The sequence below is a fragment of the Vibrio sp. QJM3NY_27 genome (assembly GCF_057785955.1).
The window spans coordinates 2624592-2651474 of sequence record NZ_CM173511.1 but is presented as its reverse complement, the minus strand read 5'-3'; the positions used below and the strand labels follow the sequence as shown (position 1 = coordinate 2651474).

Genomic DNA, 26883 nt, shown 5'->3' with positions numbered 1-26883 from the left:
TCAGCTTAAAATAGTTAAAGAGAATCAAAACGCTGGTAAATTATTTTGCCAGCGTTTTTCCATAGTGAACATAAGGAATTAGTCATAATGAATAAAGTTAGTGTAGTTGTATTATCATTATTTTTGGGAGCTTGTAGTTCACTCGATTCAAAAAGTAATTTTTCAGATTCAGTTGCGGATGTACAGCCTAAAGGTGGTTATATTCAGGTAACTGGGCAATCTTACGTTGCGGAAAGTAAAGCGAATGTTGGAGCAGACATCTTGAAATCGTCACTCTACTTTACGTACAACAAAGAAGTAACACAGAATTCGGCTCCAGAATCTTCAATTATAATGGATGTGAGCTACTTCCAGAGCTATAAAGAATATGAAACTGTAAGCTTTTTCGGCAAGACGATAGAGCTAGAAGAGAGACAGGTTCCAAGAGAAAGTTGCAGCGAGCACTGTACAAAGACTCAATATATTAAATTTCCATTAAGCGACGCTGATATCCAGCAAGCAAGAGAAAAAAATTTAGAGTTTACGCTTGATGGACAAAACTCAACAATGAGTACAAACTTTATTGTGCCGAAAGCGTATATAGACACGATCTACAATGGTGCGAATAATCATACTGCGATCGCGGTTGCCCCAGTCGCGGTGCCTGTAGCAGCGGTTGTTGCTGAAGAACCAAAAGCTTCTCAAGCTCAAGAGATGGTTAACTACTGGTATAGCCAAGCAACAAAAGAGGAGCAGTCTGCAGTGACAGATTGGGCATTCAAAAATCGTAAAAACGCTTCTCCAGCATCAATTGAAGGCTCAAAAGAAATCGAGATGGTTTCATATTGGTTCAATAAGCTAGACAGCGAAGAAAAATCTCAAACTATGATTTGGCTGTTAGAGCAAGAGTAAGCCTTTAACGTAAGTCTCTAGCTATGTTTTTCAACCGCAGTATTGTATAACAGCAGTACTGCGGTTTTTCGTTTTAGGTCGCGCTCTTTGTTTTAGGTAACAATTTGAATTGTAGGTAATAGAGTGAATATTGGTGAAGTAGCAAAACGTGTTGGTACAACAGCTAAATCCATTCGTTTTTACGAAAGTAAAGGAATGATGAGCCCACCACACCGATCAGAAAATGGTTACAGGCAATACGGCGAGATTCATATCGAACAGTTAGAGTTCGTACTGAGAGCTAAAATGGTTGGATTCACTCTCGATGAGTGTAAGTCGCTTGTCGAGTTGGCAATGAACCCAAACAGACAAAGCTACGAAGTAAAAAAGAAGGCCACTCAGAAGTTAGATGAAATTGAATTGAAACTTGCTGAGTTAAATAAAATGAAGGCTCAGTTACAGTCTTGGGTGCATGATTGCCCGGGAGATGCTTCAAACGAATGCCCAATTTTGAACAATTTGTCAGGCCGAAAATAACATATTTTCTTTAAAGCTTGCCTAACAATCAAATAGTGTGTCAGGCAACAAAGAATATTACTTGCCTGACATTAGTTACCTATCAAAGTACCTTTCCGCCATAGTGTTTACAGATTAAAAGTGGCACATGAGTGACCGCGTTTCCATCTGAACACTTAACAATAGGCCCCATGTTTCCGTTACCTGGAGACTGACTGCTCGCCAGAGCGCTTCCGAATGTTAAGCTGAAAATAGCCGTTAGAATTATTAAAAAATGTCTCATACAAACTCCATTAGGTTTATCTCTAGTTGAGATAATTGAAAGTATGGACAAGGAAAAGAAAATTTCAAAAATTGGACGGGCTTAACATTTTTAATAATTATAATTAAGGGAGAGTAAGGTTAACTATTCATATATATTTTGGATAAGAAAACTGACTTTCTTATATCTTTTTAGCTCAATCAAACTTTTTAGCTTTACGAAATAAGAACTTATTTTTTTTTCAATTCAATCTATCACAATGATAATTCGAATGTTCTTTGCTCTCTAAAGTTATTAAAGCCTACATTTATCGATAATGTAGGCCTAATATGCTAATTAGCTATAAAGGCTGGATTATTAGAATTATTCCGTCTAATGCCACAATCTTAATTTCTGTGCCTGATGGAATATCTTGGCTAGCTCTTGCTGACCAAGAAGAGTCTCCTACCTTAATTCGGCAGTTGCCTCTTTTGACCTCTTCGGTAAGAAAAACAGTTTGCCCTACAAGTTGTTTTTCTCTTTGATTTAGCTCTCGTCCAGCGTCTGACTGCTTGTCATTAGATAGTTGTCTTCTCCACCACAACCAAGTGGTGATAAGTGAAAAACTCGCAAAGGACAACCATTGCATCTGCCAACCGATTGGTAGCGCGCCTAATAGCGCTCCGACCAACATGGCAGATATGCCTATCCACAAAAAGTAACCAGCAGTACCAACCAGCTCTAGGGCTAGCAGCGCTAGACCAAATGCTAACCAATGCCAGTGGTTTACTTGCTCTAGTAACTCGAACATAAGTTAGTCCTTACTACCCTTGTCGTTGCTTTGTGCAAACATCTCTGCGATACCTGCAACAGAACCCATTAGGCCAGTCGCTTCGAGTGGTAGCATGATTATCTTGCCGTTTTCAGCTTGGCCAATAGACTTCAGTGCGTCGGTGTAACCTTGTGCAATAAAGTAATTGACCGCTTGCATGTCACCTTGAGCGATGGCTGTCGATACCATTTCTGTCGCTTTAGCTTCTGCTTCTGCTGCACGCTCACGAGCTTCTGCTTGCAGGATTGCTGCTTGCTTTTGACCTTCCGCTTTTAAGATTTCTGATTGCTTATGACCTTCTGCTTTTAGGATCTCAGCTTGTCTTACACCTTCAGCCGACAAAATGTCGGCACGTTTGTTTCGCTCAGCTTTCATCTGGGCATTCATCGCGGCGGTTAGATCAGCTGGTGGCTGTACATCTTTGATTTCGATACGAGTAACTTTTACGCCCCATGGATTAGTTGCTTCATCCACGATATTTAGCAGCTTGGTATTGATCATGTCACGCTGGCTAAGCATTTCATCCAGTTCCATAGAGCCAAGTACTGTACGGATATTGGTGAGGGTTAAATTACGGATCGCATGCTCAAGGTCATTTACTTCATAAGCCGCTTTCGGTGCATCGATAACTTGTACGAAGCAAACTGCATCAATCATGACATTAGCATTATCTTTGGAGATGACTTCTTGAGCTGGGATATCGAGAACTCGTTCCATCATACTGATGCGTTGTCCGACTTTATCGATAAATGGAATGATCAGGTTTAGGCCTGGTTTGAGTGTCTGTGTATAGCGGCCAAAGCGTTCTACGGTCCAGTTATTGCCTTGTGGAACGGTTTTGACACCAGCGAAAATGAACAGTAGTGCGACGACAGTAAAGACGCCAATAGTAATCAATGTATCAATAGCCATACAAAATCCTTTGTAAGTTTAAGTTTTTGATAGTTCACTATTGATACTGGCTCATATTTAAATTCTGAGCAAATTTATAAACGAGAAATGGGCCATAAAATATTGATTTTATGGCCCATTTTATATTGTTTCATTCGATAAACTAATTGATTAAATTGTCAGTTTTCGATGTTTAATCTAACGATTTTAGGGTTTTGTTAGTAAAGCAGAGAGTACAGTTGTCGACGGTACTTACTGGCAACTGGGTTTCCTTGCCCAAGCGCACTTAAGATGTCCATGAACTCTTTTTTCATATCGCCATCGCAAGTATTTAGATCTTTTGCTAGGAAAGACCACAACAGCTCCATCGCTTCTTCGTTGCGGTTCACTTGGTGATATTGCAATGCTAACTCAGAGGCAGTCTTAGCGTCATTCGGGTCTTGCTGCAGAGCGGTTTCTAATGCCTGTATTTCAGGGCTGTCTGCTGCTTGCTTGTGAAGTTCAAGTTTCGCGACTAGGCCTTTGTAGTAGTTGTCTTGGTACTCTAGAGGAATGGTGGCTAGCTGAGTTTCAGCAAGATCAAACTGTTGCGTTTCTAACAAACACTCTGCGATCGCCAGTTTTACTTCACCTTTATTCGTCAGCTCTGCTGGGAGTTGCTGCATGGCTGCTAGTGCTTGTGTGTGCTCACCAGCTTGCATTTGCTCTAGAGCTTGACGTAATGCAAGTTCATCTTGGCTAGGAAGGTGCTTGTTTAGCATTTCAACAATGGCTTCTAAGCTCTGAGGGCCACCAAGCCCATCGACAGGCTGACCGTTAACAAACAGTGCAATAGTCGGTAGTGCTTGAACCCCAAATTGGCTAGCAATGGCTTGCTCTTGCTCACAGTTCAATAGGGCTAGGGTGAAAGCGCCGTTGTATTGCTGAGTTAATGTTTGCAGTTCAGGAATGACTTGGGCGCTCTCCTGGCTCATTGGTGCCCAAAATTGGATGAGTACAGGGGTCTGCATCGAACCTTCTAATACTTGACGAAAGTTCTGCTCATTAAGTTCAACAATATGCGGAGATTGCATTTACGTTCCTTGAGGTGTGTTTTGTGGGTACGTTGCAAATATGGGGGGAGATGCTGGTAACTTCAAGATCTAACTTGGTTATCTCAAATAAAAAGAGCCAAAATAGAAAACGCTATGCTTCAATGTTGATAGGTGGTTATCTCAACAGGGAGGGCATAGCGTTATCATTGAGGTGGTCAGTGAGGTATTGCGTGAGATACTCAAAACAGAATAAACAACGTAATCGCCACACTCACACCTACCCAATTAAGGCGGTTTAAAGTCATGAAATATCCAGATTAGATTCACCAATTGGGAGTAATTGATGAGATAGGATAAATCATGACATCTTATTGTTACGGAAAAATTACATCGTTACATTAAAGTTTGCGACTGTGCATTCAAAGTTAGAAAATTATGCAGCTTTTCTCAAAATAGGGTCTAGCCAGCGACTCGGCAGAATCCTTTTCAATACCGCGAACACTGTAGTCGGGGTCGTAACTCGGTATCTTAGCTTGGGTTTATTGGCCGAAAGTGCGTGAAATACAGGTTCGATACAACTCTCAGGTGGCAGAACAAAAGCGTTGTTCGATGACTCCTTTTCGAGTCGGTCTTTTTGTTGTTGGTAAGCGTCTTGGTGAGCACTGCCAGAAATGTTGATCCATTTATTGAATGCTTTCAGGGCATTGGTTCTAAATTGAGTCTCAATTGGCCCAGGTTGCAGTAACGAGATGTGTATACCGCTGCCATGCAGCTCTAAACGCAAGGTATCCGTCCAGCCTTCAATCGCGAACTTTGACGCATTATAAGCGCCACGATATTTCATGGCGGCAAAACCTAATACGGAACTGTTTTGCACGATTCGGCCTTCACCACGTTCGCGCATGTGCGGGAGGATCTGACAAACAAGATGATGCCAACCAAAGAAGTTGGTTTCGAATTGCTCCCTGAGCCCCTGGGTCGGTAAGTCTTCTAGCGCGCCTGCTTGACCGTAAGCGCCGTTATTGAATAACCCATACAACCCGTTAGGTGCGAGTGCAATCGCAAGCTTGGCGCCATTCTCGATACTCTCTTGGTTGGAAAGATCTAATTGAATACAAGTGAGGCCTTCATCTTGAAGGCGTTGAACATCCTGTGGGTCACGGCAAGATGCAATGACATGAAAGCCACGTTTTTGAAGTGCATGAGCACATGTATAGCCAATGCCTGTTGAGCAACCAGTGATAAGAATCGACTTGTTCACACTTAATCCTTTATTAGAGTATCTATCGCTTTAGAGTAAAGAATTAGTCTTGATGTTGTAACAAGTTTTTTAGTGCCGGTTCGATTCTTGAGTAACTAAAGATAAATCCCATTTCAGTGAGCTTCTTTGGTTTGGAACGAATGCTGTCAAAGAGCAGACAAGAAGATTCACCCATGAGTAGCGACATTGCCCATTTAGGAGTGAATAAGAAATGAGGTCGACGTAGTTGCTTGGCGAGTGTGCTGCTGAACAGTTTGTTGGTGACAGGGTGTGGGGCACATAGATTAAATTCCCCTTGAGCGTGAGGCATCGACAATAAGTGGTTGATGGCTCTCACCATATCCAGCATGTGAATCCAAGGCATGTATTGCTCGCCTGAACCTAGCGGTCCACCAACTCCTAGTTTGTACGGCATAAGCATCTTTTTGAGCGCACCGCCATTTTCACCAAGTACAATACCTGTTCGCAGTAGTATCACGCGTGTTCTTTCTGATTGTGCTCTCTTGGCTATCTCTTCCCAATGAGCGCAAACTTTGTGAGGAAAGCTTTCATCTTCTACTTGTAGTGATTCGTCAAACGGATGTTGCTGTTGATCACCATAGTAACCCACGGCTGAGCCGCTAATAAAAGCCTTCGGCGGGTTGCTGCTGGCATGAATTAACTCGACCAGTTTTTCAGTAATGTGCCAGCGGCTGTTACAGATCTTCTCTTTTTGCTCCGCACTCCAACGCTTGTCAGCGATAGGTTCGCCAGCAAGATTGACCACTACATCGAAGTCATTGAGATCGCTCAGTCCATCAAGAGATTGAATGTAATGAAGGTTATTCTGGTTCAGATGATTTAGGTTTTGCTTCGCTTTTTCGGGGCTCCGCGTCAATAATGTTACGTCGTCAGTGTTCCAGCTTTTGACCAATTCAGAACCAATAAATCCCGTACCACCAGTTAACAATATCTTCATACCAATCTCCCTATTAAACATAATTATAGACATGGCTTGTTTTTGAACGCCAATCAATACGAAAAAATCACTATAACGATCAGTTGGTTTCAATCGTGTGATACCCAAATTACGCCGTATCAATTTACGAAAGAATGAAATTAAATTCATCAAGTTAGGATGTATACCGCTATCACACTTATGGACTTTACTCGGATATGTTACCAACTGCGTAATATTTGTCACATAAGGAATGATAAGGATTTGCCATGATTATTAGTAATTAATAACCAGACACAATTTCAATGACTAGGAGTTGCGATGACGGCAGTGCTTGCTTTGTTTCGAGCCATGTTAGGTAGTCTAAGGGATCTCTTGCCGATCGTGGCGGTGATTGCTTTCTTCCAGCTTGCTGTTTTGCAAGAGCCACTCCCTCATCTTTTGTCTATTCTAACTGGCTTAGTGCTGGTGGTTTTTGGACTGACTTTTTTTATCTTTGGCCTTGAAATGGGTCTGTTCCCAATTGGCGAATCGATGGCGCAAGCATTTGCTCGTAAGGGGAGCGTGTTTTGGTTATTGACGTTCGCTTTTTGTTTAGGCTTTGGTACCACCATTGCCGAACCGGCGTTAACCGCAGTGGCTGCTGAAGCAGCAGAAGTTGCAGCTGAAGGTGGTGTTATTCCCAACTCTTTAGATGAAAGGGAACAATATGCCGATGGCCTGCGCTTCACTGTGGCGTTATCGGTCGGTATTGCCATTCTATTAGGCGTACTTCGGATCTTAAAAGGTTGGCCAATTCAGTACATGATCATCGGTGGTTATATTGGAGTAGTGGTGCTCACGGCTTTTGCCCCGGAAAACATTATTGGGATTGCGTACGACTCTGGCGGCGTCACAACATCGACGATCACCGTTCCGTTAGTGACCGCATTAGGCGTAGGTTTAGCCTCGGCGATTAAAGGACGAAATCCTATGATTGATGGCTTTGGATTGATCGCGTTTGCTTCACTTCTGCCGATGATGTTTGTCATGGTGTACGGGATGGTGGTGACATGATCAGTGTGCAGCAATTTATCGACACCTTTCTAGGCACTGTGATGGATGTGATTCCGATTGCGGTGATCATCTTCGGTTTTCAGTTAGCGGTACTGCGTAAGCCTGTCAATAACCTTGCCAAAGTGCTCATCGGTTTCTTTTACGTCATTCTTGGCTTATCACTCTTTTTGATGGGGTTGGAGCTCGCATTATTCCCTCTAGGGGAGACGATGGCAATGCAACTCACCGAACCAAGCTTTTTGACTGAGTTTAAGATCAGCTCTGGTCTTTCATTGGCTTGGTTTGATTATTACTGGGTTTACCTGTTTGCGTTTTGTATTGGTTTTAGTACCACGATAGCCGAGCCTTCTTTGATTGCTGTAGCGATTAAGGCAAACCAAGTATCCGGTGGCAGTATCAGTGTTAACGGACTGAGAATCGCTGTGGCATTAGGCGTTGCCATCGGTATCTCATTGGGTAGCTACCGTATTGTTGCGGGCGATCCTATCCATTACTACATTATTTGTGGCTATGTAATTGTTGTGATTCAAACCTTTTACGCCCCCAAATTGATCATTCCATTGGCCTACGATTCAGGCGGGGTTACGACATCTACCGTGACTGTGCCTTTAGTGACGGCTCTTGGATTAGGGCTTGCTTCAACTGTACCGGGACGAAATCCAGTAATAGACGGTTTCGGCTTAATCGCCTTTGCGAGTTTGTTCCCCATCATTTCGGTGATGAGCTACGCCCAAATAACCCAATGGTTAAACCGTTTACACACCTCTAAGGAGAGCAAAGATGCGCTTTAAACTTATCCTAGCGTTTGTAGAAGAGAGCAAAACCGACACTGTGCTCGATGCCGCGCGTGATGCGGGCGCAACCGGAGCAACCGTGATTAATAATGCCAGAGGGCAGGGCTTAAACCAAAAGCGCACCTTCTTTGGATTAACATTAGAGGTGCAAAAAGATGTGCTGCTGTTTGTCGTTGAGGAGCATCTAGCAAGGCATATTCTCGAAAGAATTAGTGAAGTGGGGGAGTTTGACCAAGAATCGGGACAGGGTATTGCAGTACAGATAGATGTGGAAGATGCAGTAGGCGTTGCGCACCAAGTTGAGACGTTAACAAAGGTTGTGGAGGATGAGCTATGAGTACCAGTGAAAAGATCCGAGTAGGCGATGTCATGGCCAATACGTATGTGATTATCGATGGGCTAACTACGGTGTTAGAAGCGATAGAGATGGCGAAGAAGCACAAAGTGAAGGCAATCATTGTCGATAAACGCCACGAGGATGATGAGTACGGTATCGTGTTGATGAATGATATAGCAAAGAAAGTGTTGGCTAAGAATCGATCTCCCAAGCGAACCAATGTTTATGAAATCATGACCAAGCCAGCGCTAAGCGTGTCTGCTGAGATGAACGTAAAGTATTGCGCTCGCCTGTTTGAACGCTTTGGTATCAGTCGCGCGCCAGTAGTTCGTGATAACAAAATAGTCGGTATGGTTAGTTACAATAATATCGTGATCAACGGTATGGTGAGAGATGACGTGTAGCATTTAGATACGTACAATAGGCTCATAAATTTTATGGAGAAGTACGTGTGAAATTATTTTTTGCTTCAGACCTACACGGTTCGCTGCCAGCAACAGAAAAGGTATTAGAACTCTACCAAGCGTCTGGTGCGCAATATTTAGTGCTATTGGGTGACATTCTGAATCATGGTCCAAGAAACCCGATTCCCGAAGGATACAATCCACCGGCGGTTGCAGAGAAGTTGAATGCGTTTTCTCAAGAGATCATTGCCGTTCGTGGTAACTGTGACAGTGAAGTGGATCAGATGTTGTTGTCTTTTCCAATGATGATGGATTACTCATGGGTGTTATTGGAATCAGGTCAGCGTATCTTTCTAACCCATGGTCATTTGTATAACACCACTAAACGACCAGCACTAAAAGCGGGTGATATTATTGCCCATGGACATACCCATATTCCAGTTGCCGAATACCAAGATGATATCTTTATCTTTAACCCTAGTTCGGTGACATTCCCACGAGATGGTCACGCAGCGAGCCATGGCATCTATGAAAATAATACCTTTAAAGTCATTAGCCTTAAAGGTGACGTAATTGTGAGTGGCGAGCTTTAAATAAACTCAATCGGCGGCGTTAGAAAAGGCTCACTTTGAGTCTACGTGGCCGAGGTCCCTGTCTGGAGCAATGATGTTTCGCACTCTTTGCTTCAGAACTTTCGCTTCTGGAAAACCTTCATCTGCTTTTCTTTCCCAAATCTGCACACCATTACAAAAGATTTCGAACCTGCCTCCGGTGTCTGGATGCAAGCTCACTTGTTCAATTTCTTCGCTAAAGGTATGCAGCAGCTCTTGGGATAACCAACTTGAACGAAGCATCCAATTACACTGACGGCAATAGTGTATTGCGATTGTCGCTTTTGTTGCTGTCGCTTTTGTTGCTGTCGCTTTTGCTGGCGTCAGGTTTGGTTGATCCGTATTCATAGTTAATCCTTAAAATGCTACATCCGTAATTTGATGCCAACGGCTAACAAAAAAGGGGCATCATGCCCCTTTCTATTGATATACCGTTTAATGGTATTCAGCTATTGATATACATAAATAACTGCAGAGTTTTAGTTTGAGAACAAAACGGTAGAACCGTGATTTAAGCTAGTGAGCAGCAGTGCTTTCTGATTAATAATATCAATGCGTCGGCTTTGCTCTGCATCCATCTTAATCACTTGAGTGATAAGTTCGAGTTGCTCTTCCGAAAAGTCTTGGCGCTCAGCAGAAGTTACATCTTTAAACTCCGTTGGCGAAATCAGTAAATAGTTATCGTTAATATCCCACTGACCTGTTTCAGATATGTTGATCACATTCGCAGGTGCAGTTTGAGTGCTGTACAGCCTAACCACTGACATTCTCAGGTACGTACCATTTGGTAGGTATTTCGCATTCGATGACAATTCAACTTTACGAAGCGGCCCGATTGAGTCAGCTTGCTTGTTATCGCTAATCAGAGTCACCATTTTCGATTGCCATTCATGCTGAGTGAGCAAGCGCTCTACTTTTGCATCGCTGCCCCAATATAACCAACCACTTAAAAATGCAGATAGAACCAGTAAAATAATCGATACTTTTAATTTCATGTTACTGACCACCGTTACAAATGTCGTTTACATCCGACTGGTTTGCGTAAATTCTTAGGGTTACATTTTCGCTAGAGTAATCTTGCGGGTGAATGTAGTTGAGGGCAAGGTTGTTGGTTTGTCCACCAGTTGCAATCACCTCAGTCGGTTTCAGCATGCCAGTGTGATTGGTGTTGTAGCGCAATACACACTTCTCTATCGCAGGTAGCCAACTGCTGAGATCAGGATGATTGATTGGGGTTTGAATTTTTACACCATCCACTTCAGTCAATGTTCTGAACTCGGATTCTGCGGGGTTAGTAAACGTTAAAACCAGAATTGGCATGATGAAAGCCGCAAGCAATAACGAAAACGCTAACCACTTATTGGTGCTTTTAACCGGGGTCGCAGTTGGTGTTGTTGCTGGTTCCACTTCAACTTTGGTTTCTTGAAACTTTGTAATTGACTCGGGCTCAACAGCTTCAGTCATTGCTTCTTCGGTCATTGTAGGCGTTGCAAACGTTAAGATAGGTTCTACGTCATTTTCTGCAATTTCAGCCGCTGCTGGCTGATCATTTGATGAAAGTGGTGCAGAGCGTTCAACGGTTGCAATAAATTGGTAACCGCGTTTAGGTACCGTTTTTACGAATTCTGGAGATTTGGTCGAGTCCTTGAGCATCTTTCTCAGGGTCGAAACTGCTTGCGTTAAGCTTGAGTCATCAACCTCAAAGCCTTGATCTCGCCAAACATACTCGTGCAATTCATTACGAGTGATAACTTCATTGGGTCTTTCTGACAGCATCAGGAGAATGCGGCTTTCATTGCTGCCAAGGCGCACGACTTCGCCGTCGCTCATTTGATCAACAAGTGAATTGCTATTTGGGTCGAATACGAACCGCTGTGCGAGAATAAACTTTGTGCCGATATTGCTCATTGAATTCTTCTATTTTGGATAATTTTGAGTGCGAAATAGACAAATCTCAGGTGAAGTTCCGTTAATTCTTCACCAAATCATGGCTTCTTTTATGTTCTTTTATATTTATCAGACTCAAGGATAATAAAAACAGATCAAAAAAACAGTGTTTTTATGATTTTTGACCTTGAATTTACATTTGTCATCCTCATGTTAATGAACATAAGAGTGGCATCAAGTGTTACGCCCCTATGGTATTCAACATAAAGTATAGATGTTTTGGAGTAAAAATGAGCGAAACAGCAACGCAAAATAAAGAGACTCGTGGCTTTCAATCTGAAGTAAAACAACTACTTCACCTAATGATTCACTCACTGTATTCAAATAAAGAAATCTTCTTACGTGAGCTGATCTCTAATGCATCTGACGCGGCTGATAAGCTTCGTTTCCAAGCCTTGTCAAACGGTGACCTTTACCAAGGTGATGCAGACCTAGGCGTAAAATTATCTTTTAGCGCTGAAACCAATACTTTAACGATTTCAGATAACGGCATCGGCATGAGCCGCGACAACGTTATTGAGCATTTAGGTACGATTGCTAAATCGGGTACTGCAGACTTTTTCTCAAAGCTGTCTGAAGACCAAAGCAAAGACTCTCAATTGATTGGTCAATTTGGTGTTGGTTTCTATTCTGCATTCATCGTTGCAGACGCGGTAACGGTTCGCACACGTGCAGCAGGTCTAGCGAGTAATGAAGCTGTTCAGTGGCACTCTGCAGGGGAAGGTGATTACACCATCGAAGACATCACTAAAGAGTCTCGTGGTACTGATATCATTCTTCATATGCGCGAAGACGGTAAAGAATTCCTAAATGAATGGCGTCTGCGTGAAGTCATTGGTAAATACTCTGATCACATCGGTATCCCTGTTTCAATCTTAACTGCGGTTAAAGATGACGAAGGTAAGGACACCGAAGAGAAACATTGGGAACAGATTAACAAGGCTCAAGCGCTTTGGACTCGTAACAAGTCTGATATCGAGAAAGAAGAGTACCAGGAGTTTTACAAGCACGTATCTCACGACTTTGCTGATCCATTAACGTGGAGCCATAACAAAGTTGAAGGTAAGAACGACTACACAAGCCTACTTTACATCCCTGCTAAAGCACCTTGGGATATGATGAATCGTGACCATAAGAGCGGCCTTAAGCTTTATGTACAGCGAGTATTCATCATGGATGATGCAGAGCAGTTCATGCCATCTTACATGCGTTTCGTTCGCGGCTTGATTGACTCAAACGATCTACCACTGAACGTGTCTCGTGAAATCTTGCAAGATAATAAGGTAACTCAGTCTCTTCGTGGCGCATGTACCAAGCGTGTCCTGACTATGCTTGAGCGCATGGCGAAGAATGACAACGATAAGTACCTAGAGTTTTGGAAAGAGTTTGGCCTTGTACTGAAAGAAGGCCCAGCGGAAGACATGGCGAACAAAGAAAAAATCGCCGGTTTACTTCGCTTCTCATCAACGGAAGTTGACTCTGCTGACCAAGCTATCAGCCTAGTGTCTTACGTTGAACGTATGAAGGAAGGTCAAGACAAGATTTATTACCTAACAGCAGATAACTACGCTGCCGCTAAGAACAGCCCGCATTTGGAGCAGTTCAAAGCAAAAGGTATCGAAGTGGTTCTAATGTACGATCGTATTGATGAGTACGTAATGAACTACCTGACTGATTTTGATGGTAAGCAGTTCCAATCGATCACCAAAGCGGGCTTAGACCTAAGCAAGTTCGAAGGCGAAGAAGAGAAAGAGAAGCAAAAAGAGGCAGAAGAAGAGTTCAAATCTGTTGTTGAGCGCACTCAATCTTACCTAGGTGATCGTGTTAAAGAAGTTCGTACCACTTTCAAGCTAGCGACAACGCCAGCGGTTGTAGTCACTGACGACTTCGAAATGGGCACGCAAATGGCTAAGCTTCTTGAAGCTGCGGGTCAAGCTGCACCTGAAGTTAAGTACATCTTTGAGATTAACCCTGAGCACGTACTGGTGAAGCAGATGGCTGATGAAGCGGACGAACAAGCGTTTGGTCGCTGGGTTGAGCTATTACTTGGCCAGGCTATGCTGGCTGAAAAGGGCTCAATGGAAGATCCGTCACAATTCTTAGGTGCAATCAACGAGCTACTAACAAAACGTTAGTCTTTCGACTTTGGGCTAAGCCCATAATTATGAATAAAAGCTCGCCAATGCGGGCTTTTTTTATGAACGTCGCTTAACTTCATCGAAATGTTGCTAAAGTTGCTAACAAGACGAACGCAAACGCTGTCGATACATTCTTTAGTCTTAATTTCAGCCAAATTGAATATTAATGTGATAGAATGCTCGACCTAATCAGCTGGGACTATGAACCTATCATCTCCAGTTGTATGATTTTTAAACGTTATACCGAAACTTACCGTTTTGCTTCTGTTTACAGTTGTGCTTAGCCTCAGTTGTTACCTAACCTCTCTTGTTTGACCTAAATTAAACCAGAAAGGCGGGATAGTGAGCTTCGGTATAAATCATAATTTTTATAAGAGGATTAAACATGCGCATCATTCTTCTAGGTGCTCCTGGCGCGGGTAAAGGTACTCAAGCTAACTTCATCATGAACAAATTTGGTATCCCTCAAATTTCAACTGGTGACATGCTACGTGCTGCTATCAAAGCGGGTACTGAGCTTGGTAAGCAAGCAAAATCAGTAATCGACGCTGGTCAGCTAGTTTCTGATGAAATTATCCTTGGTCTAATCAAAGAGCGTATCGCTCAAGATGACTGTGAGAAAGGTTTCCTACTAGACGGTTTCCCACGCACAATCCCACAAGCGGATGGCCTAAAAGAAATGGGCATTGCTGTTGATTACGTTGTTGAATTCGACGTAGCTGACGATGTGATTGTTGAGCGTATGGCTGGTCGTCGTGCTCACCTTCCTTCTGGTCGTACATACCACAGTGTGTACAACCCACCTAAAGAAGAAGGTAAAGATGACATCACTGGCGAAGAGCTTGTTGTACGTGATGACGACAAAGAAGAAACAGTTCGTGCACGTCTAGGCGTATACCACGATCAAACGGCTCCGCTTATTTCTTACTACGGTAAGGAAGCAGAAGCAGGTAACACTAAGTACCTTAAATTTGATGGTACTAAGCAAGTTGCTGAAGTTAGTGCAGAACTTGAGAAAGCACTAGCATAATTGGCTAACAGCCAGTTTTAGAATTTGATATATTGGAAGCGACCGTTAAGGTCGCTTTTTTTGTTTCAATTTTTAGTCATATACCAATCTAGATAAAATCGATTGTGCATAATTTCCGCGCTGCGGCTTAGATTTACGCGGCTAACGATCAAGGTAATGTTGCGATAACTCAGGTTAAGAACGACTATTCTTAAATTTAGTTGCGTAACAATGATCTTAAACTTATGCAGATTAGTATATTACGTTCCAGAAAATCACACATTGGTCTCAGGTATCTATGGAAAATAATAAAAAGCAGGGCGTTTTACTGGTGAACTTAGGAACACCAGATTCGGCGACTCCAGCTGGCGTTCGTCGATTTTTGAGTGAATTCTTACACGATAAGCGAGTCGTAAACCTAACGCGTTGGCTTTGGTGTCCTATTTTACATGGGGTGATCTTACCGATTCGAGCTCCGAAAGTGGCTAAATTGTATCAGTCTGTCTGGATGGACGATGGATCACCGCTGCTTGTGTACTCACAAAGACAAGCTGAGAAACTGCAGAAGAAATTGCAAATGCCGGTTGCGCTGGGTATGACCTATGGCAACCCAAGTCTTAAGACGGGTGTCGAACAACTGATGGAGCAGGGTGTCGAAGACATCATCGTACTACCTCTGTATCCTCAGTACTCAGGAACAACGACAGCGGCCGTTTCTGATGGTTTAACTAAAGCCTTCAAAAAAATGCCTGTTATCCCGAGCTATCGCTTTATTCGAGATTATTATTCTCACCCTAGCTATGCGAAAGCACTGGCTGAAAGTGTTCGTAGCCATTGGGAAGAAAATGGTAGAGCCGATCATTTAGTGTGTTCTTTCCACGGTATTCCGAAGCGACTCGCTGATGAAGGTGACATCTACCCTCAGCATTGTGAAGCGACGACCAAATTACTTGCTGCTGAGTTAGGCTTATCAGCGGACGATATCACCATGACATACCAGTCTCGATTTGGTCGAGAAGAGTGGTTGAAGCCTTACACTGACGAGACACTTGAATCACTGCCGAGTAAGGGCATCAAGAAGATTGATATCATGGCTCCTGCGTTCTCGGTTGACTGTTTGGAAACGTTGGAAGAGATTTCTGACCAGTGTAAAGAGACGTTCATTGATGCTGGTGGCTCAGACTTTAGCTACATTATGTGTCTTAACGACAGAGACTCACACATCGATATGATGGCTGAGCTAGTGGCGCTTCATCGCTAACTAATATACCAATAGAATAAATAACAAAAGGGCTGCTCATTGAGCAGCCCTTTTTGATCCTGATGTTTCTTTTTGAAATAGATCTAGATATTAAGCAACAGAAGTTTCTGCTTTTGGCTCTGCTTCAAGCGTCATGTTAGTTTCTACACCATGCATCCATGATACAAGTTTACCTGCACAAAGAAGCAGTAAGACGCCACTTATTGTCGCTGTAATTGCGATACCACCGAAGATAGACATTGCGCCAAGCTCACCAACGTGAGAACCCACAAGGCCAGCGACGTAGTTTGCGACAGCATTAAAACCAAACCATGCGCCCATCATTAACGATGCCAGACGAAGCGGAGCTAACTTAGTGACCAACGACAGGCCAATAGGAGATAGACAAAGCTCGCCAAGGGTATGGAAGAAGAAAGCACCGACTAGCCATAGCATTGATGTTTTGACTGTTAGGTCGCCACCTTGCTCCATTACTGCGCCCATCATGCACACAAAGCCTAGTGCTAAGAAAAACAACGCCATCGCAAATTTCACTGGCGAGTTTGGTTCACGCTTACCAAGCTTGACCCAAAATGCAGCAATGATTGGTGCAAGTGTAATGATGAAAAATGGGTTCAGAGATTGGAACCAAGCTGCAGGAACTTCAAAGCCACCAATCATACGGTCAGTATATTGTTGAGTGTAGATGTTCATCAAACCGCCAGCTTGTTCAAAGCCAGCCCAGAAAACGATTACGAACAGACCCATAACTAGAATAACTTTTAGTCTGTCGAACTCTTCTTTGGTCAGTGGTGTTTTCTCTTTCGATTTGTTCAGCGCTTTCGCTCGTGCAGCTGCAGGTACTGAGCCAATGTTGCCTAACCATGACTGAGCCATCGTCAATTGCATAACTAAGCTAATAACCATACCGATACCAGCGGCTAGGAAGCCAGCTTTCCAGCCGAATGAATCGACTGCAGCACCTGAAATTAAGCCACCCAGTAGCGCGCCTAAGTTGATGCCCATGTAGAAAATGGTGAAAGCGCCGTCACGTCGGTTATCGCCTTCTTGGTATAGGTCGCCAACCATGGTTGAGATGTTTGGTTTAAACATACCGTTACCACTGATAAGCAGTGCTAAACCCAGATAAAGAGCATTTACTTGGTCTAAGCCAATAGCGCCGTTAGGAAGAGCGAGCGTAAATTGGCCTAAGGCCATTAATACACCGCCCACTAGGATCGATTTACGTTGTCCTAAGTAGTTATCGGCTAGCCAGCCGCCGATTAATGGCGTGATATAGACTAAACCAGTATAGATGCCATAAAGATCGAGGGCATCTTTCGTTGACCAACCAAGGCCACCATTGATAGTGGTATCGGTAAGAAATAAAACAAGGATGGCACGCATTGCATAGTAGGAGAAGCGTTCCCATAGCTCTGTGCTAAAAAGTAGAAATAGGCCTCTAGGGTGGCCAAAGATGTTGTGATTGCTTGGCATAAGTTTTACTAATTTTAGGTATTAAAAGATTTTATAGTCACTCATGTATACACAGTGGGATAAAAGTCTGCAATAGGTGTATTTTATGGTTACGATAACTGAATTTTGTTAAGTCATTGATATTAATGCTCTTTGCTTTTGATGTTGATTATTTCGAGTGTGCTGCAAACTAACTTTCCAGATTTGAGCTGGTTGATAAGTGAGCTTTTTTAAAGCAACATCGAATAAAAGTGTTTAGATATATTGGTCTGGCGTATTGGTTTGAGATTAAATAGAATGAAATCCCCATTAAAGGTGGGATACATATGCTTACAACAATGAGCCTTTTGATCTCTAAATGATCTCTGTACAATGCTTAACCACTTTTAGCTCCTATAACTTTTTGTTGATAAATTGGTCTGCTACGCAATATTTCTTGCTCACAATGATTCATTTTATTAATGGCGATTCAACCGTTTTAGGCATGTGGTAAAATATCTAAAAATATAAAATGGCTAGTTAAATGAAACGTTGGTATTTACTTTACTGTAAGCGTGGTGATCAAAAACGCGCTCAACAGCACCTAGAAAATCAGGGGGTAGAGTGCTTTTATCCTCAAATCGATGTCAAGAAGGTCGTGAGAGGGAAAGAGAAGCAGGTCAAAGAACCGCTGTTCCCGTCTTATATCTTTGTTCGCTTTGATTATGAGCAAGGCCCTAGTTTTACGACAGTTCGTTCGACTCGTGGCGTTGTCGACTTTATTAAGTTTGGAGCAAGGCCACATGAAGTCCAAGGCGACTTAGTGTATGAGCTGAAAGAGTTTGAGAAGTGTTGCGAAGATGAACCTGAAGAGTGCTGTTTTGAGTTTGAATCAGGGCAAGTGGTCAAGATCAATAGTGGTCAGTTTGCTGGGGTTGAAGCTATTTTCCATCAGAAAGATGGTGAAGCTCGATCTATTATGCTGGTAAAAATGATCAGCAAAGTGGTTCCGATCAGTATTGAGAACGAAGCACTACAAGCTCACGCATAAGTGCAGTAATACAAAGCAAAAAATAGGCTTAAAACAAAAAGGCGCATAATGCGCCTTTTTTAGTCTTTAGGGTTTGTTCAAAACGCGCTAAGCGTTGTAAGCATCGTTGTGAACGGCTTGTACTGCACGGCCTGATGGGTCGACACAGTTTTTGAATGACTCATCCCACTCAATCGCTTTCGCTGATGAACAAGCAACTGAAGGACCACCAGGTACACATTCTGCCGCTGATTCTAGAGGGAATAGCTCCTCAAAAATTTCACGGTAAGCATAACCTTCTTTGGTTGTTGGCGTGTTGTAAGGGAAACGGAACTTCGCAGCTTCCATTTGTTGATCCGTTACTTTTTCTTCAGCCGTTGCTTTTAATGTATCAATCCAATCGTAGCCAACACCATCAGAAAACTGCTCTTTTTGACGCCATGCAATTGAATCTGGTAGGTAGTCTTCAAAACACTCACGTAGAATGTGTTTCTCCATTTTACCGTTACCACACATCTTATCTTCAGGGTTCAAACGCATTGCTACATCGATGAACTCTTTGTCCAAGAATGGAACACGACCTTCGACGCCCCATGCCGCAAGAGATTTGTTGGCGCGAGCACAGTCAAACATGCTTAGAGCAAGAAGTTTACGCACGGTTTCTTCGTGGAACTCTTTTGCGTTTGGCGCTTTATGGAAGTACAGGTAGCCACCAAAGATCTCATCAGCACCTTCACCAGACAGTACCATTTTGATACCCATTGCCTTGATCTTACGAGCAAGCAAGTACATCGGCGTTGAAGCTCGAATCGTCGTTACATCGTAAGTTTCAATGTGGTAGATAACATCACGGATTGCATCTAAGCCTTCCTGAATGGTGTAAGTCATCTCGTGGTGTACGGTACCAATCTTATCAGCAACTTCACGAGCAGCGATAAGGTCAGGCGCGTTTTCTAGACCTACTGCAAATGAGTGTAGTTGTGGCCACCAAGCTTCTGATTGCTCATCGTCTTCGATACGCATTGCAGCAAAACGTTTAGCGACTGCTGAAGTGATTGAAGAATCAAGACCACCAGATAGAAGTACACCATAAGGTACATCTGTCATTAGTTGACGTTTTACTGCAGCTTCTAGCGCTTCAGTCAGTTCTTCTTTACTTGTGCTGTTACCTTGTACCGCAGCGTATTCATTCCAATCGCGGATGTAGTAGCGATGAGGCTCTGCATCTTTCGAAGAATAGAAGCTACCAGGAGGGAACTCACTGATCGTCTTGCATACTTCAACGAGTGCTTTCATCTCTGAAGCAACGTAGTAGTTGCCGTGCTCGTCGTAGCCTTGGTAAAGCGGGATGATACCAATATGGTCACGGCCGACTAGGTATTCGTCTTTCTCTTCGTCGTATAAAACGAATGCGAAAATACCGTTAAGTTCTTCTAAAAGGTCCGCGCCCATTTCTTGGTATAACGCTAGGATAACTTCACAGTCAGAGTCAGTCTGGAACTGGTACTTATCTTCATAGCGTGCACGAAGTTCTTTGTGGTTATAAATTTCGCCATTCACTGCAAGAATATGCTTTTTATCTTGGCTGTATAGTGGTTGTGCACCACTGTTAAGACCAACGATAGCCAAACGTTCGTGAGCAAGAATTGCTTTTTCACCAGCATAGATACCAGACCAGTCTGGGCCACGGTGACGAAGCTTTTTAGACATTTCTAAAGCAATAGGGCGAAGTGCTGCGGCATCACTTTTAATGTCGAGAATGCCAAATACTGAACACATAGAACTTCCTTTTAAATAATTTCTAAATCAACTGTATTCAATTTGCCATTCTGGCTAAAAAAAGCAACCGAATGTGAGCAAAAAAATAATATAAAGGGGTTTCTGTTAGAAATTATCTAATTTTAAGGTGGTTTTGGTGAGTGGCGTCTAATTGCGGTTGGTTTTTTAAACAAAAATCTCTCAAAAGTGCAAAAGAACAGCAATTTTGAGAGGTTAACTAGACAATGTTTAGGATTAGATCTTATTGATGTTAGGGTTTAATTGCTCACATACGTGTCGAGCAAAACCACTACCAGCTTCACTGTAGATGTTGAATGCTGCATCGACACCATTCTCTTTCAATGTTTCTAGCTGGTCGGAGTATTCAGCAATGGCTGCGATTTGACCTTTAAAATTACGTGATTTTAGCTGTTCTAAGGCTGTTTGATTACCTTGGTGATGAGGCATCGCCAAGATCACTAGCTTCACGTTTGCTGTGTCTAAGATACGCTCCCAGAAATCTGGGTCAGTTGCATCGCCAGAAATAACGTTTCTTCCAAGGCTTCTATGGTTGTGTGCGGCTTCTTCACGAACTTCGACACCTAAGCTAACCTTGCCATAGCGTGAACGCAATTCATCGTAGGCGCCGGTACCAATACGTCCCATACCAAGAATAAGCACTTGTGCGCGACCAGGATCAATTCGTTTATCACGTTGGTGAAGCTTTTCAGCAGCGTGCTCTTTGAGCCACTTACCTGACTGTTGATAAAGCTTATGACCCGCTTTGTTTAAAGGAGCAGCGATTAAGAACGATAACGAAACCGCAATCGCCACCGCCACTAATATATCGCCAGACATCCAACCCATCTTAAAGGCAAGACCACCGACGATAAGACCAAATTCACTGTAGTTAAACAATGATAGAGAGGCGAGTAGAGAGGTTCGAACACGGAATTTGAAGCGGTTGAGTACCAAGAAGTACAGCACGCCTTTCACTGGCAGCAACAGCAAGAATAAGATGGCGAGCATAAAGCCTTGAATGGTAGGTTGCTCGGATAATCCAATATTCAAGAAGAAGCAAACAAGGAAAAGCTCTTTGAGGTTAAACAGCGATTTCGACAGCTCTGAAGCTTTTGGGTGACCGGCTAGCAACATACCTAAGATAAGAGCACCTAGATCTGGTTTAACCCCTACAAACTGGAACAAACCTGCACCGACGACCAATGCGAAGAAAATGCCGAACAGCACCAACATTTCGCCGTGACCAACCCAGTCGAGGACTTTGTAGAACAACGGACGACAGAATGGCAAAGCGAACAGTGCGATGGCATACCATTCTGGAATTTTGCCTGTCGATGCCGTTAAGAAGACCACGGCAAAGATATCCTGCATGACCAGAATACCGATCGCTAATGTTCCATAGGTCGCATTCATTTCCCCTTTCTCTTGCAGAGACTTAACTGCGAATACGGTACTAGAGAATGAAAGGGCAAAGCCGAGTAGAACAATCTGTTCTATTGACATGGCTGCCAACGAGGAAATACCTAGGAATTTAAAACCAAACAGGGCGACCGCAAAAAACAGAGTGGATAAAAGGTTGTGGATTGTTGCGCCAGCCCAGATCTCTTTAGAGAGCAGGGTTTTGATATCGAGCTTTAAGCCAATCGTAAATAGAAGCAGGGTGACACCAAGGTCAGCCAAGGTAATGATGGTGTCATTGGTTTCAAAACCCAGAGCAAAGAGCCCAAAACCAGCGACCAAAAAGCCGACCAATGGGGGAAGGTGACACTTTAAAGCAATAAATCCTGCAATAAACGCAGTGGATATTAATATAAGTTCCATAACTTGTAGTAGTAGTTCCCTAGCTTAAAAAAACGGGCCGTGTTTATACAAACACGGCCCGCGGAAAATCAGAGTTGTTTTTCTTTAGTCTTCAAGAAGCTTTTGAAGTAACACACCGTTGAGCATGGCGCGCTTAATCATGGCAAAAGCTCCCATCGTAGGATGTTTATCGATCTGTGATGCTACAATAGGCAGGCCGCTATGGAAAGCCGTTAACGACTGATTCTCTACATTGCGCTTAATTGCAGGGAAAACAATCTCTTGTGCCTTTGTAATATCACCAGCAATGATAACTTTCTGAGGATTAAACAAGTTAATCGTCATTGCGATAGCTTTACCCAGTTGATTACCTACTCGAACCAAACTTTGCTTAGCCAGTTCGTCGCCATTGATAGCATGGTCACATACATCTTGAATGGTAATGTGTTCAATCTCTGTTAGCGAGGACTCATAACCTTGCTTAATTAGCTTTTGGACACGTTCAACAATGGCAGGGTTTGCCGCTACGGTTTCAAGACAACCGAAATTACCGCATTGGCATTGCTCGCCAAGTGGATCAATTTGGATATGACCAATTTCACCCACGTTGCGGTTATGGCCAAGGAAAACCTGACCATTAACAATAATACCAGCACCAGTACCACGGTGAACGCTAACCAAAATAGAATCTTGGCTGTCTTTGCTTGCACCGAAGTAGTGCTCAGCAAGCGCCATTCCTCGAACGTCATTACCAACAAAACAAGCAACATGGAATGTGTCGCGAATAATGTCGCTTAACGCAAGGTTATCGATGTCTGTATTTGGCATGTACTCAACGACACCTGTCGTTGGGTTAACCAAGCCTGGAAGAGTGACACCAATGGCAATCAGTTGGTCGATCTTTGGTTGGTGTTCAGCAATGAAAGCCTTCAAGTTATTGACCAAGCCTTGGGTGAGGTCTGATTGGTCTGAGTAATTCAGGTCTTGCTGTTGGAAAGCCAGCTCACGACCGCCAAGGTCATGCAGGCTTATTTGAATGTAATCTCGACCCAAGCGCACAGCGACAGAGTGAAAAGGCTCTACTTCTGTGGTTAGGGAGATAGCGCGTCTACCGCCAGTAGACGCTTGCTGCGCAACCTCTTTAATTAGGCCGCGCTCTAAAAGTTGGCGGGTAATTTTTGTAACACTTGCCGGTGCGAGTTGGCTTACATCAGCCACTTGTATACGACTGATAGGCCCTTGTTGGTCTATTAGTCGGTATACCGCCGCACTGTTTAGTTGTTTAACTAAGTCTACGTTACCTATTTGTCCGCCATTCATACTTAATTGTGCTCGTATTGTCCGTTAACAACAGTCGCTTTAACGTTAAAGTCTCGGTCAAATACAGCTAGGTTTGCAACCATGCCTTTTTTGATTCGACCTAGCTTGCTTTCTACACCGATAGCCGTAGCTGGGTATAGCGTAGCCATGCGAAGAGCTTCGTCTAAAGCGATACCGGCGTGCTCAACTGTATTCTGAACTGCTTCAATCATAGTCAGAGCTGAGCCGCCCAGTGTGCCGTTTTCATCAACACACTTACCATCACGGTAATATACTTTCTTACCGACAAAAATAAAGTATTCCATGTCAGCACCTGCAGGAGCTGTGGCATCCGTCACTAATACCAACTTTTCTCCCTTGATTTTATGCGCAATTCTGATGTTTGCGTAATCAACATGGAAGCCATCGGCAATAATGCCAGCATAAACCTCAGGCGTATCGTAAATCGCGCCAACAACGCCAGGCTCACGACCAACCATAGGAGTCATTGCATTGAATAGATGAGTGGCAAAAGTGATACCTGATTCGAAACCTTGACGAGCTTCTGCGTACGTTGCATTCGTGTGACCAATCGAAACAACCACACCAGCTTTGCGCAGACGCTCAATGTGTTCTGGGTCGTTGAGTTCTGGAGCCAATGTTACTTTTGCAACAAGGTCATTGTTCTCACAGATAAGCTCAATCATTTCGCTGTCTGATTTACGAATGTGATCGACGCTGTGAATGCCTTTTTTCGCGACGTTTAAATACGGACCTTCAAGGTGTAGGCCAAGAGATTGGTTTTGGTATTGGTTGTGATACTCACGAGCTGCGGTAATAACCGCGCGCATGTCTTCGTCAGAAGAAGTGATTAGCGTTGGCAGGAAGCTAGTACAGCCAGATTTAAGGTTTGCTTTGTGCATGATCTGCATTGTGTCTGCAGTGATCTCATCGTTAAGCATTACACCGCCACAACCATTCAATTGTAGGTCAATGAAGCCTGGGCTTAGGTTTGCTCCGTTTAGGTCGCGAACTTCGATTCCTTCTGGTAATTCAGAGATAGGACAGACTTTTTTGATCAGTTCGTTTTCGATTACAACAGCATGATCGGTTAGAACATCACTACCAGTGTAAATTTTACAGTTACTTAGCGCGTACATAGTCAGCTAATCCTTATTTCGTGAGATCTTTAAAATTTGTTCGTTACCTAAATGTGAACTTAGTTTGCGAGCATCATTTACGTAACGATTTATCTTTTATGGGCAAACGGCTTCAAAGCGGGAAGCAATTTAAGTTATTGAAAAATATATGAACAATTGATTGTTGATATACATTTAGGTTCACCTTTAATGATTGTTTATTGGACAGTGTAAACCCAGGGATACCATCATTTTGTCTAATGATTAGGTTTAGATTTTATCTATAAACGTTCATTTTTTTGAATGATAAAATAAGTTTTATGATCTCGCTAGCAAAAACCTCTGGATTTGGTAAAAACTGGTGATTACGATCACAAATGGTAAGGTTTTAATTTGCGGAGCAAAATTAATTGAATACACTGAATAGGACTAAATTGAGCGACTAAAATAAGTTTCTCAAACGAATTCTAAAAAATCCTATAGGGGGAAACAACTGGTGAATATTCTAGGATATGCACAGAAGCTTGGTAAGGCGTTAATGCTACCAATCGCAACGCTTCCGATTGCGGCGCTTCTTTTACGTTTAGGTCAAGGCGATTTACTTGATATTCCATTCATGGCAGAAGCTGGTGGTGCTATCTTCGGTAACCTACCATTGCTATTTGGTCTAGGTATCGCGATTGGTCTTTCTAAAGACGGTAACGGCGCAGCGGGTCTTGCTGGTGCAGTTGCTTACTTCGTACTAACAGCAACAGCAACCACAATTAACGCAGACGTTAACATGTCATTCTTCGGCGGTATCTTCGCAGGTATCATCGCAGGTCACTCTTACAACGCTTTCCATGCAACACGCCTTCCTGAGTGGCTGGCTTTCTTCGCGGGTAAACGTTTAGTACCTATCATGGCCGGTCTATTTGCACTTGTTGCAGGTGCTGTGTCTGGTGTGGTTTGGCCTGGTATTCAATCTGGTCTAGATGCACTAGCTCACGCGGTATCAACGTCTGGTGCTGTTGGCCAATTCGTTTACGGTACTCTTAACCGTGCACTAATCCCTGTAGGTCTACACCACGTATTGAACTCATACTTCTGGTTCGGTATGGGTACGTGTCAAGAAATCATCGTTGCTGGTCAAGGTGCATTCGCTAACATCACTCAACTTTGTGTTGACCCTGCACTGGCTAAAACTCTAGTTGTTGGTCAAGAACATACATTCACATTCGCTAACTCAGTAACTCCAGAGATTACTACTGTTGTTAAAGAAGTGACTGAAACAGTTAAATCTGGCGACCTACACCGTTTCTTCGGTGGCGATAAAGGCGCTGGCGTATTCATGAACGGTTTCTTCCCAGTAATGATGTTCGGTCTACCAGGTGCTGCACTTGCAATGTACCTAGCTGCTCCTGCTGAAAAACGTAGCCAAGTTGGTGGCGCATTGTTCTCAGTTGCATTCTGTTCATTCCTAACAGGTATCACAGAGCCGCTAGAATTCATGTTCGTATTCCTAGCTCCTGCTCTATACGCAATGCACGCGGTATTTACAGGTCTGTCTCTAGTAGTGGCAAACATGTTTGGTACTCTGCACGGTTTCGGTTTCTCTGCTGGTCTAATCGACTTCGTATTGAACTGGGGTCTAGCAACTAAACCATTCACTCTACTATTGATTGGCTTAGCATTCGGTGCTCTATACTTCTTCACTTTCTCTTTCGCAATCCGCGCTTTCAACTTGAAATCGCCAGGTCGTGAAGATGATGACGAAGCTGCAGTAGCTCCTGCTGGTGACGCGCCAAAAGGTGACGTAGCTCGTCAATACCTGAAAGCTCTAGGTGGTCACGAAAACCTGACTTCAATCGATGCTTGTATCACTCGTCTACGTCTAACTCTTAAAGACCGCTCTATCGCTGATGAAGTTGTTCTTAAGAAACTTGGCGCTAAAGGTGTGGTTAAACTAGGTGAGAACAACCTACAGGTTATCCTAGGCCCACTAGCTGAAATCGTCGCTGGCGAAATGAAAGCTATCGGTGCAGGTGAAGACCTATCTGATGTAAAACTTCCATAGTAAAGGAAGTACTTGTTAAGACGTAACAACGGCTCTTAACTAAGTTTCAAATTGAAAGCCTCCCACACGGGAGGCTTTTTTGTGCCTGTCATTTAAGGCCAGTGAACAAGGTTCGTTCTATTCTTCATCGAATAGCAGAAATAATCACAATTAACTGATGGTTCTTATTGTGCAAAGGCGAAGAATTGTGGATGATTAGCAACAATG

Annotated in this window: 25 protein-coding genes; 12 read left to right on the top strand and 13 right to left on the bottom strand. The window is 43.2% G+C overall.

All coding sequences use genetic code 11. The annotated features are described in order from the left end of the window. Positions 1-87: 87 nt before the first annotated feature. The gene (locus tag AC3CIA_RS11740; RefSeq protein WP_054547632.1) at positions 88-891 is read left to right on the top strand and encodes a DUF2057 family protein; all 804 of its coding nucleotides are present in this window, start codon (positions 88-90) and stop codon (positions 889-891) included. Between the two features lie 123 nt (positions 892-1014). After that, the gene (cueR, locus tag AC3CIA_RS11735) at positions 1015-1407 is read left to right on the top strand and encodes a Cu(I)-responsive transcriptional regulator (RefSeq protein ID WP_054547633.1); all 393 of its coding nucleotides are present in this window, start codon (positions 1015-1017) and stop codon (positions 1405-1407) included. Between the two features lie 581 nt (positions 1408-1988). On the opposite strand, the gene AC3CIA_RS11730 is transcribed toward cueR, so the two are convergent. The 5 genes from AC3CIA_RS11730 to AC3CIA_RS11710 form a co-directional block, all read right to left on the bottom strand. Then, positions 1989-2438 (bottom strand): NfeD family protein, encoded by a 450-nt coding sequence (locus AC3CIA_RS11730; RefSeq protein ID WP_017079451.1) that lies wholly within the window; start codon positions 2436-2438, stop codon positions 1989-1991. A gap of 3 nt (positions 2439-2441) precedes the next feature. Beyond that, positions 2442-3371 carry an SPFH domain-containing protein gene (locus tag AC3CIA_RS11725; protein ID WP_004734251.1) on the bottom strand — a complete coding sequence of 310 codons (930 nt, stop codon included), beginning with the start codon at positions 3369-3371 and terminating at the stop codon, positions 2442-2444. A 197-nt stretch (positions 3372-3568) separates the two neighbouring features. Further along, positions 3569-4423: a co-chaperone YbbN gene (locus tag AC3CIA_RS11720; protein WP_054547634.1), complete on the bottom strand. Its 855-nt coding sequence runs from the start codon at positions 4421-4423 to the stop codon at positions 3569-3571. 394 nt (positions 4424-4817) lie between these two features. Further along, positions 4818-5645 carry an SDR family oxidoreductase gene (locus AC3CIA_RS11715; RefSeq protein ID WP_488518150.1) on the bottom strand — a complete coding sequence of 276 codons (828 nt, stop codon included), beginning with the start codon at positions 5643-5645 and terminating at the stop codon, positions 4818-4820. A 43-nt stretch (positions 5646-5688) separates the two neighbouring features. Then, entirely contained in the window at positions 5689-6603 is a 915-nt protein-coding gene (locus AC3CIA_RS11710; protein WP_488518149.1) for a TIGR01777 family oxidoreductase, read from the bottom strand. A 300-nt stretch (positions 6604-6903) separates the two neighbouring features. Between AC3CIA_RS11710 and AC3CIA_RS11705 the strand changes: the two genes are divergently transcribed. From AC3CIA_RS11705 to yfcE, 5 genes are read left to right on the top strand one after another with little or no spacing between them, the layout of a single operon-like run. After that, positions 6904-7638, top strand: a complete 735-nt coding sequence (locus AC3CIA_RS11705; RefSeq protein ID WP_017079455.1) for a DUF1538 domain-containing protein — start codon at positions 6904-6906, stop codon at positions 7636-7638. Next, complete coding sequence (locus AC3CIA_RS11700) at positions 7635-8429, top strand: DUF1538 domain-containing protein (RefSeq protein ID WP_017090179.1); 795 nt, start codon at positions 7635-7637, stop codon at positions 8427-8429. Before AC3CIA_RS11705 ends, AC3CIA_RS11700 begins: the two co-directional genes overlap by 4 nt. Continuing rightward, positions 8419-8769, top strand: a complete 351-nt coding sequence (locus AC3CIA_RS11695; protein ID WP_054547637.1) for a P-II family nitrogen regulator — start codon at positions 8419-8421, stop codon at positions 8767-8769. The genes AC3CIA_RS11700 and AC3CIA_RS11695 overlap by 11 nt, the downstream gene beginning before the upstream one ends. Next, a complete protein-coding gene (locus tag AC3CIA_RS11690) occupies positions 8766-9173 on the top strand; it encodes a CBS domain-containing protein (RefSeq protein ID WP_050651629.1) in 408 nt (135 codons plus the stop codon). The genes AC3CIA_RS11695 and AC3CIA_RS11690 overlap by 4 nt, the downstream gene beginning before the upstream one ends. 47 nt (positions 9174-9220) lie before the next feature. Next, positions 9221-9766: a phosphodiesterase gene (gene yfcE, locus AC3CIA_RS11685; protein ID WP_479301274.1), complete on the top strand. Its 546-nt coding sequence runs from the start codon at positions 9221-9223 to the stop codon at positions 9764-9766. A gap of 30 nt (positions 9767-9796) precedes the next feature. Here yfcE and AC3CIA_RS11680 read toward each other — a convergent pair whose 3' ends face one another. The 3 genes from AC3CIA_RS11680 to AC3CIA_RS11670 form a co-directional block, all read right to left on the bottom strand. Next, on the bottom strand, positions 9797-10027 hold the full coding sequence (locus AC3CIA_RS11680) for an Rdx family protein (protein WP_488518900.1): 231 nt from the start codon (positions 10025-10027) through the stop codon (positions 9797-9799). A 236-nt stretch (positions 10028-10263) separates the two neighbouring features. Next, complete coding sequence (locus AC3CIA_RS11675) at positions 10264-10779, bottom strand: regulatory protein ToxS (protein WP_054547640.1); 516 nt, start codon at positions 10777-10779, stop codon at positions 10264-10266. 1 nt (position 10780) lies between these two features. Next, positions 10781-11692, bottom strand: a complete 912-nt coding sequence (locus AC3CIA_RS11670) for a transcriptional regulator (protein WP_054547641.1) — start codon at positions 11690-11692, stop codon at positions 10781-10783. Between the two features lie 269 nt (positions 11693-11961). Between AC3CIA_RS11670 and htpG the strand changes: the two genes are divergently transcribed. The 3 genes from htpG to hemH all read left to right on the top strand — a co-directional run bounded on the left by htpG (position 11962) and on the right by hemH (position 16139). After that, complete coding sequence (gene htpG, locus AC3CIA_RS11665) at positions 11962-13866, top strand: molecular chaperone HtpG (protein ID WP_479301272.1); 1905 nt, start codon at positions 11962-11964, stop codon at positions 13864-13866. A 388-nt stretch (positions 13867-14254) separates the two neighbouring features. Next, positions 14255-14899 carry an adenylate kinase gene (gene adk / locus AC3CIA_RS11660; protein ID WP_004734238.1) on the top strand — a complete coding sequence of 215 codons (645 nt, stop codon included), beginning with the start codon at positions 14255-14257 and terminating at the stop codon, positions 14897-14899. 277 nt (positions 14900-15176) lie between these two features. Beyond that, on the top strand, positions 15177-16139 hold the full coding sequence (hemH, locus tag AC3CIA_RS11655) for a ferrochelatase (protein ID WP_054547642.1): 963 nt from the start codon (positions 15177-15179) through the stop codon (positions 16137-16139). A 90-nt stretch (positions 16140-16229) separates the two neighbouring features. Here hemH and AC3CIA_RS11650 read toward each other — a convergent pair whose 3' ends face one another. Continuing rightward, complete coding sequence (locus AC3CIA_RS11650) at positions 16230-17615, bottom strand: peptide MFS transporter (protein WP_004734236.1); 1386 nt, start codon at positions 17613-17615, stop codon at positions 16230-16232. A gap of 502 nt (positions 17616-18117) precedes the next feature. Between AC3CIA_RS11650 and rfaH the strand changes: the two genes are divergently transcribed. After that, entirely contained in the window at positions 18118-18624 is a 507-nt protein-coding gene (gene rfaH / locus AC3CIA_RS11645) for a transcription/translation regulatory transformer protein RfaH (protein WP_114633863.1), read from the top strand. 87 nt (positions 18625-18711) lie between these two features. On the opposite strand, the gene asnB is transcribed toward rfaH, so the two are convergent. The 4 genes from asnB to nagA all read right to left on the bottom strand — a co-directional run bounded on the left by asnB (position 18712) and on the right by nagA (position 24641). Then, positions 18712-20382 carry an asparagine synthase B gene (gene asnB / locus AC3CIA_RS11640; protein WP_004734234.1) on the bottom strand — a complete coding sequence of 557 codons (1671 nt, stop codon included), beginning with the start codon at positions 20380-20382 and terminating at the stop codon, positions 18712-18714. A 234-nt stretch (positions 20383-20616) separates the two neighbouring features. Further along, the gene (locus AC3CIA_RS11635) at positions 20617-22203 is read right to left on the bottom strand and encodes a cation:proton antiporter family protein (protein ID WP_017079462.1); all 1587 of its coding nucleotides are present in this window, start codon (positions 22201-22203) and stop codon (positions 20617-20619) included. 84 nt (positions 22204-22287) lie between these two features. Next, positions 22288-23502: a DNA-binding transcriptional regulator NagC gene (gene nagC, locus AC3CIA_RS11630; protein WP_004734232.1), complete on the bottom strand. Its 1215-nt coding sequence runs from the start codon at positions 23500-23502 to the stop codon at positions 22288-22290. Between the two features lie 2 nt (positions 23503-23504). Beyond that, entirely contained in the window at positions 23505-24641 is a 1137-nt protein-coding gene (nagA, locus tag AC3CIA_RS11625) for an N-acetylglucosamine-6-phosphate deacetylase (protein WP_017079464.1), read from the bottom strand. Between the two features lie 517 nt (positions 24642-25158). Here nagA and nagE point away from each other — a divergent pair. Beyond that, positions 25159-26676 carry an N-acetylglucosamine-specific PTS transporter subunit IIBC gene (gene nagE, locus AC3CIA_RS11620; RefSeq protein WP_488518899.1) on the top strand — a complete coding sequence of 506 codons (1518 nt, stop codon included), beginning with the start codon at positions 25159-25161 and terminating at the stop codon, positions 26674-26676. Positions 26677-26883 lie beyond the last annotated feature (207 nt).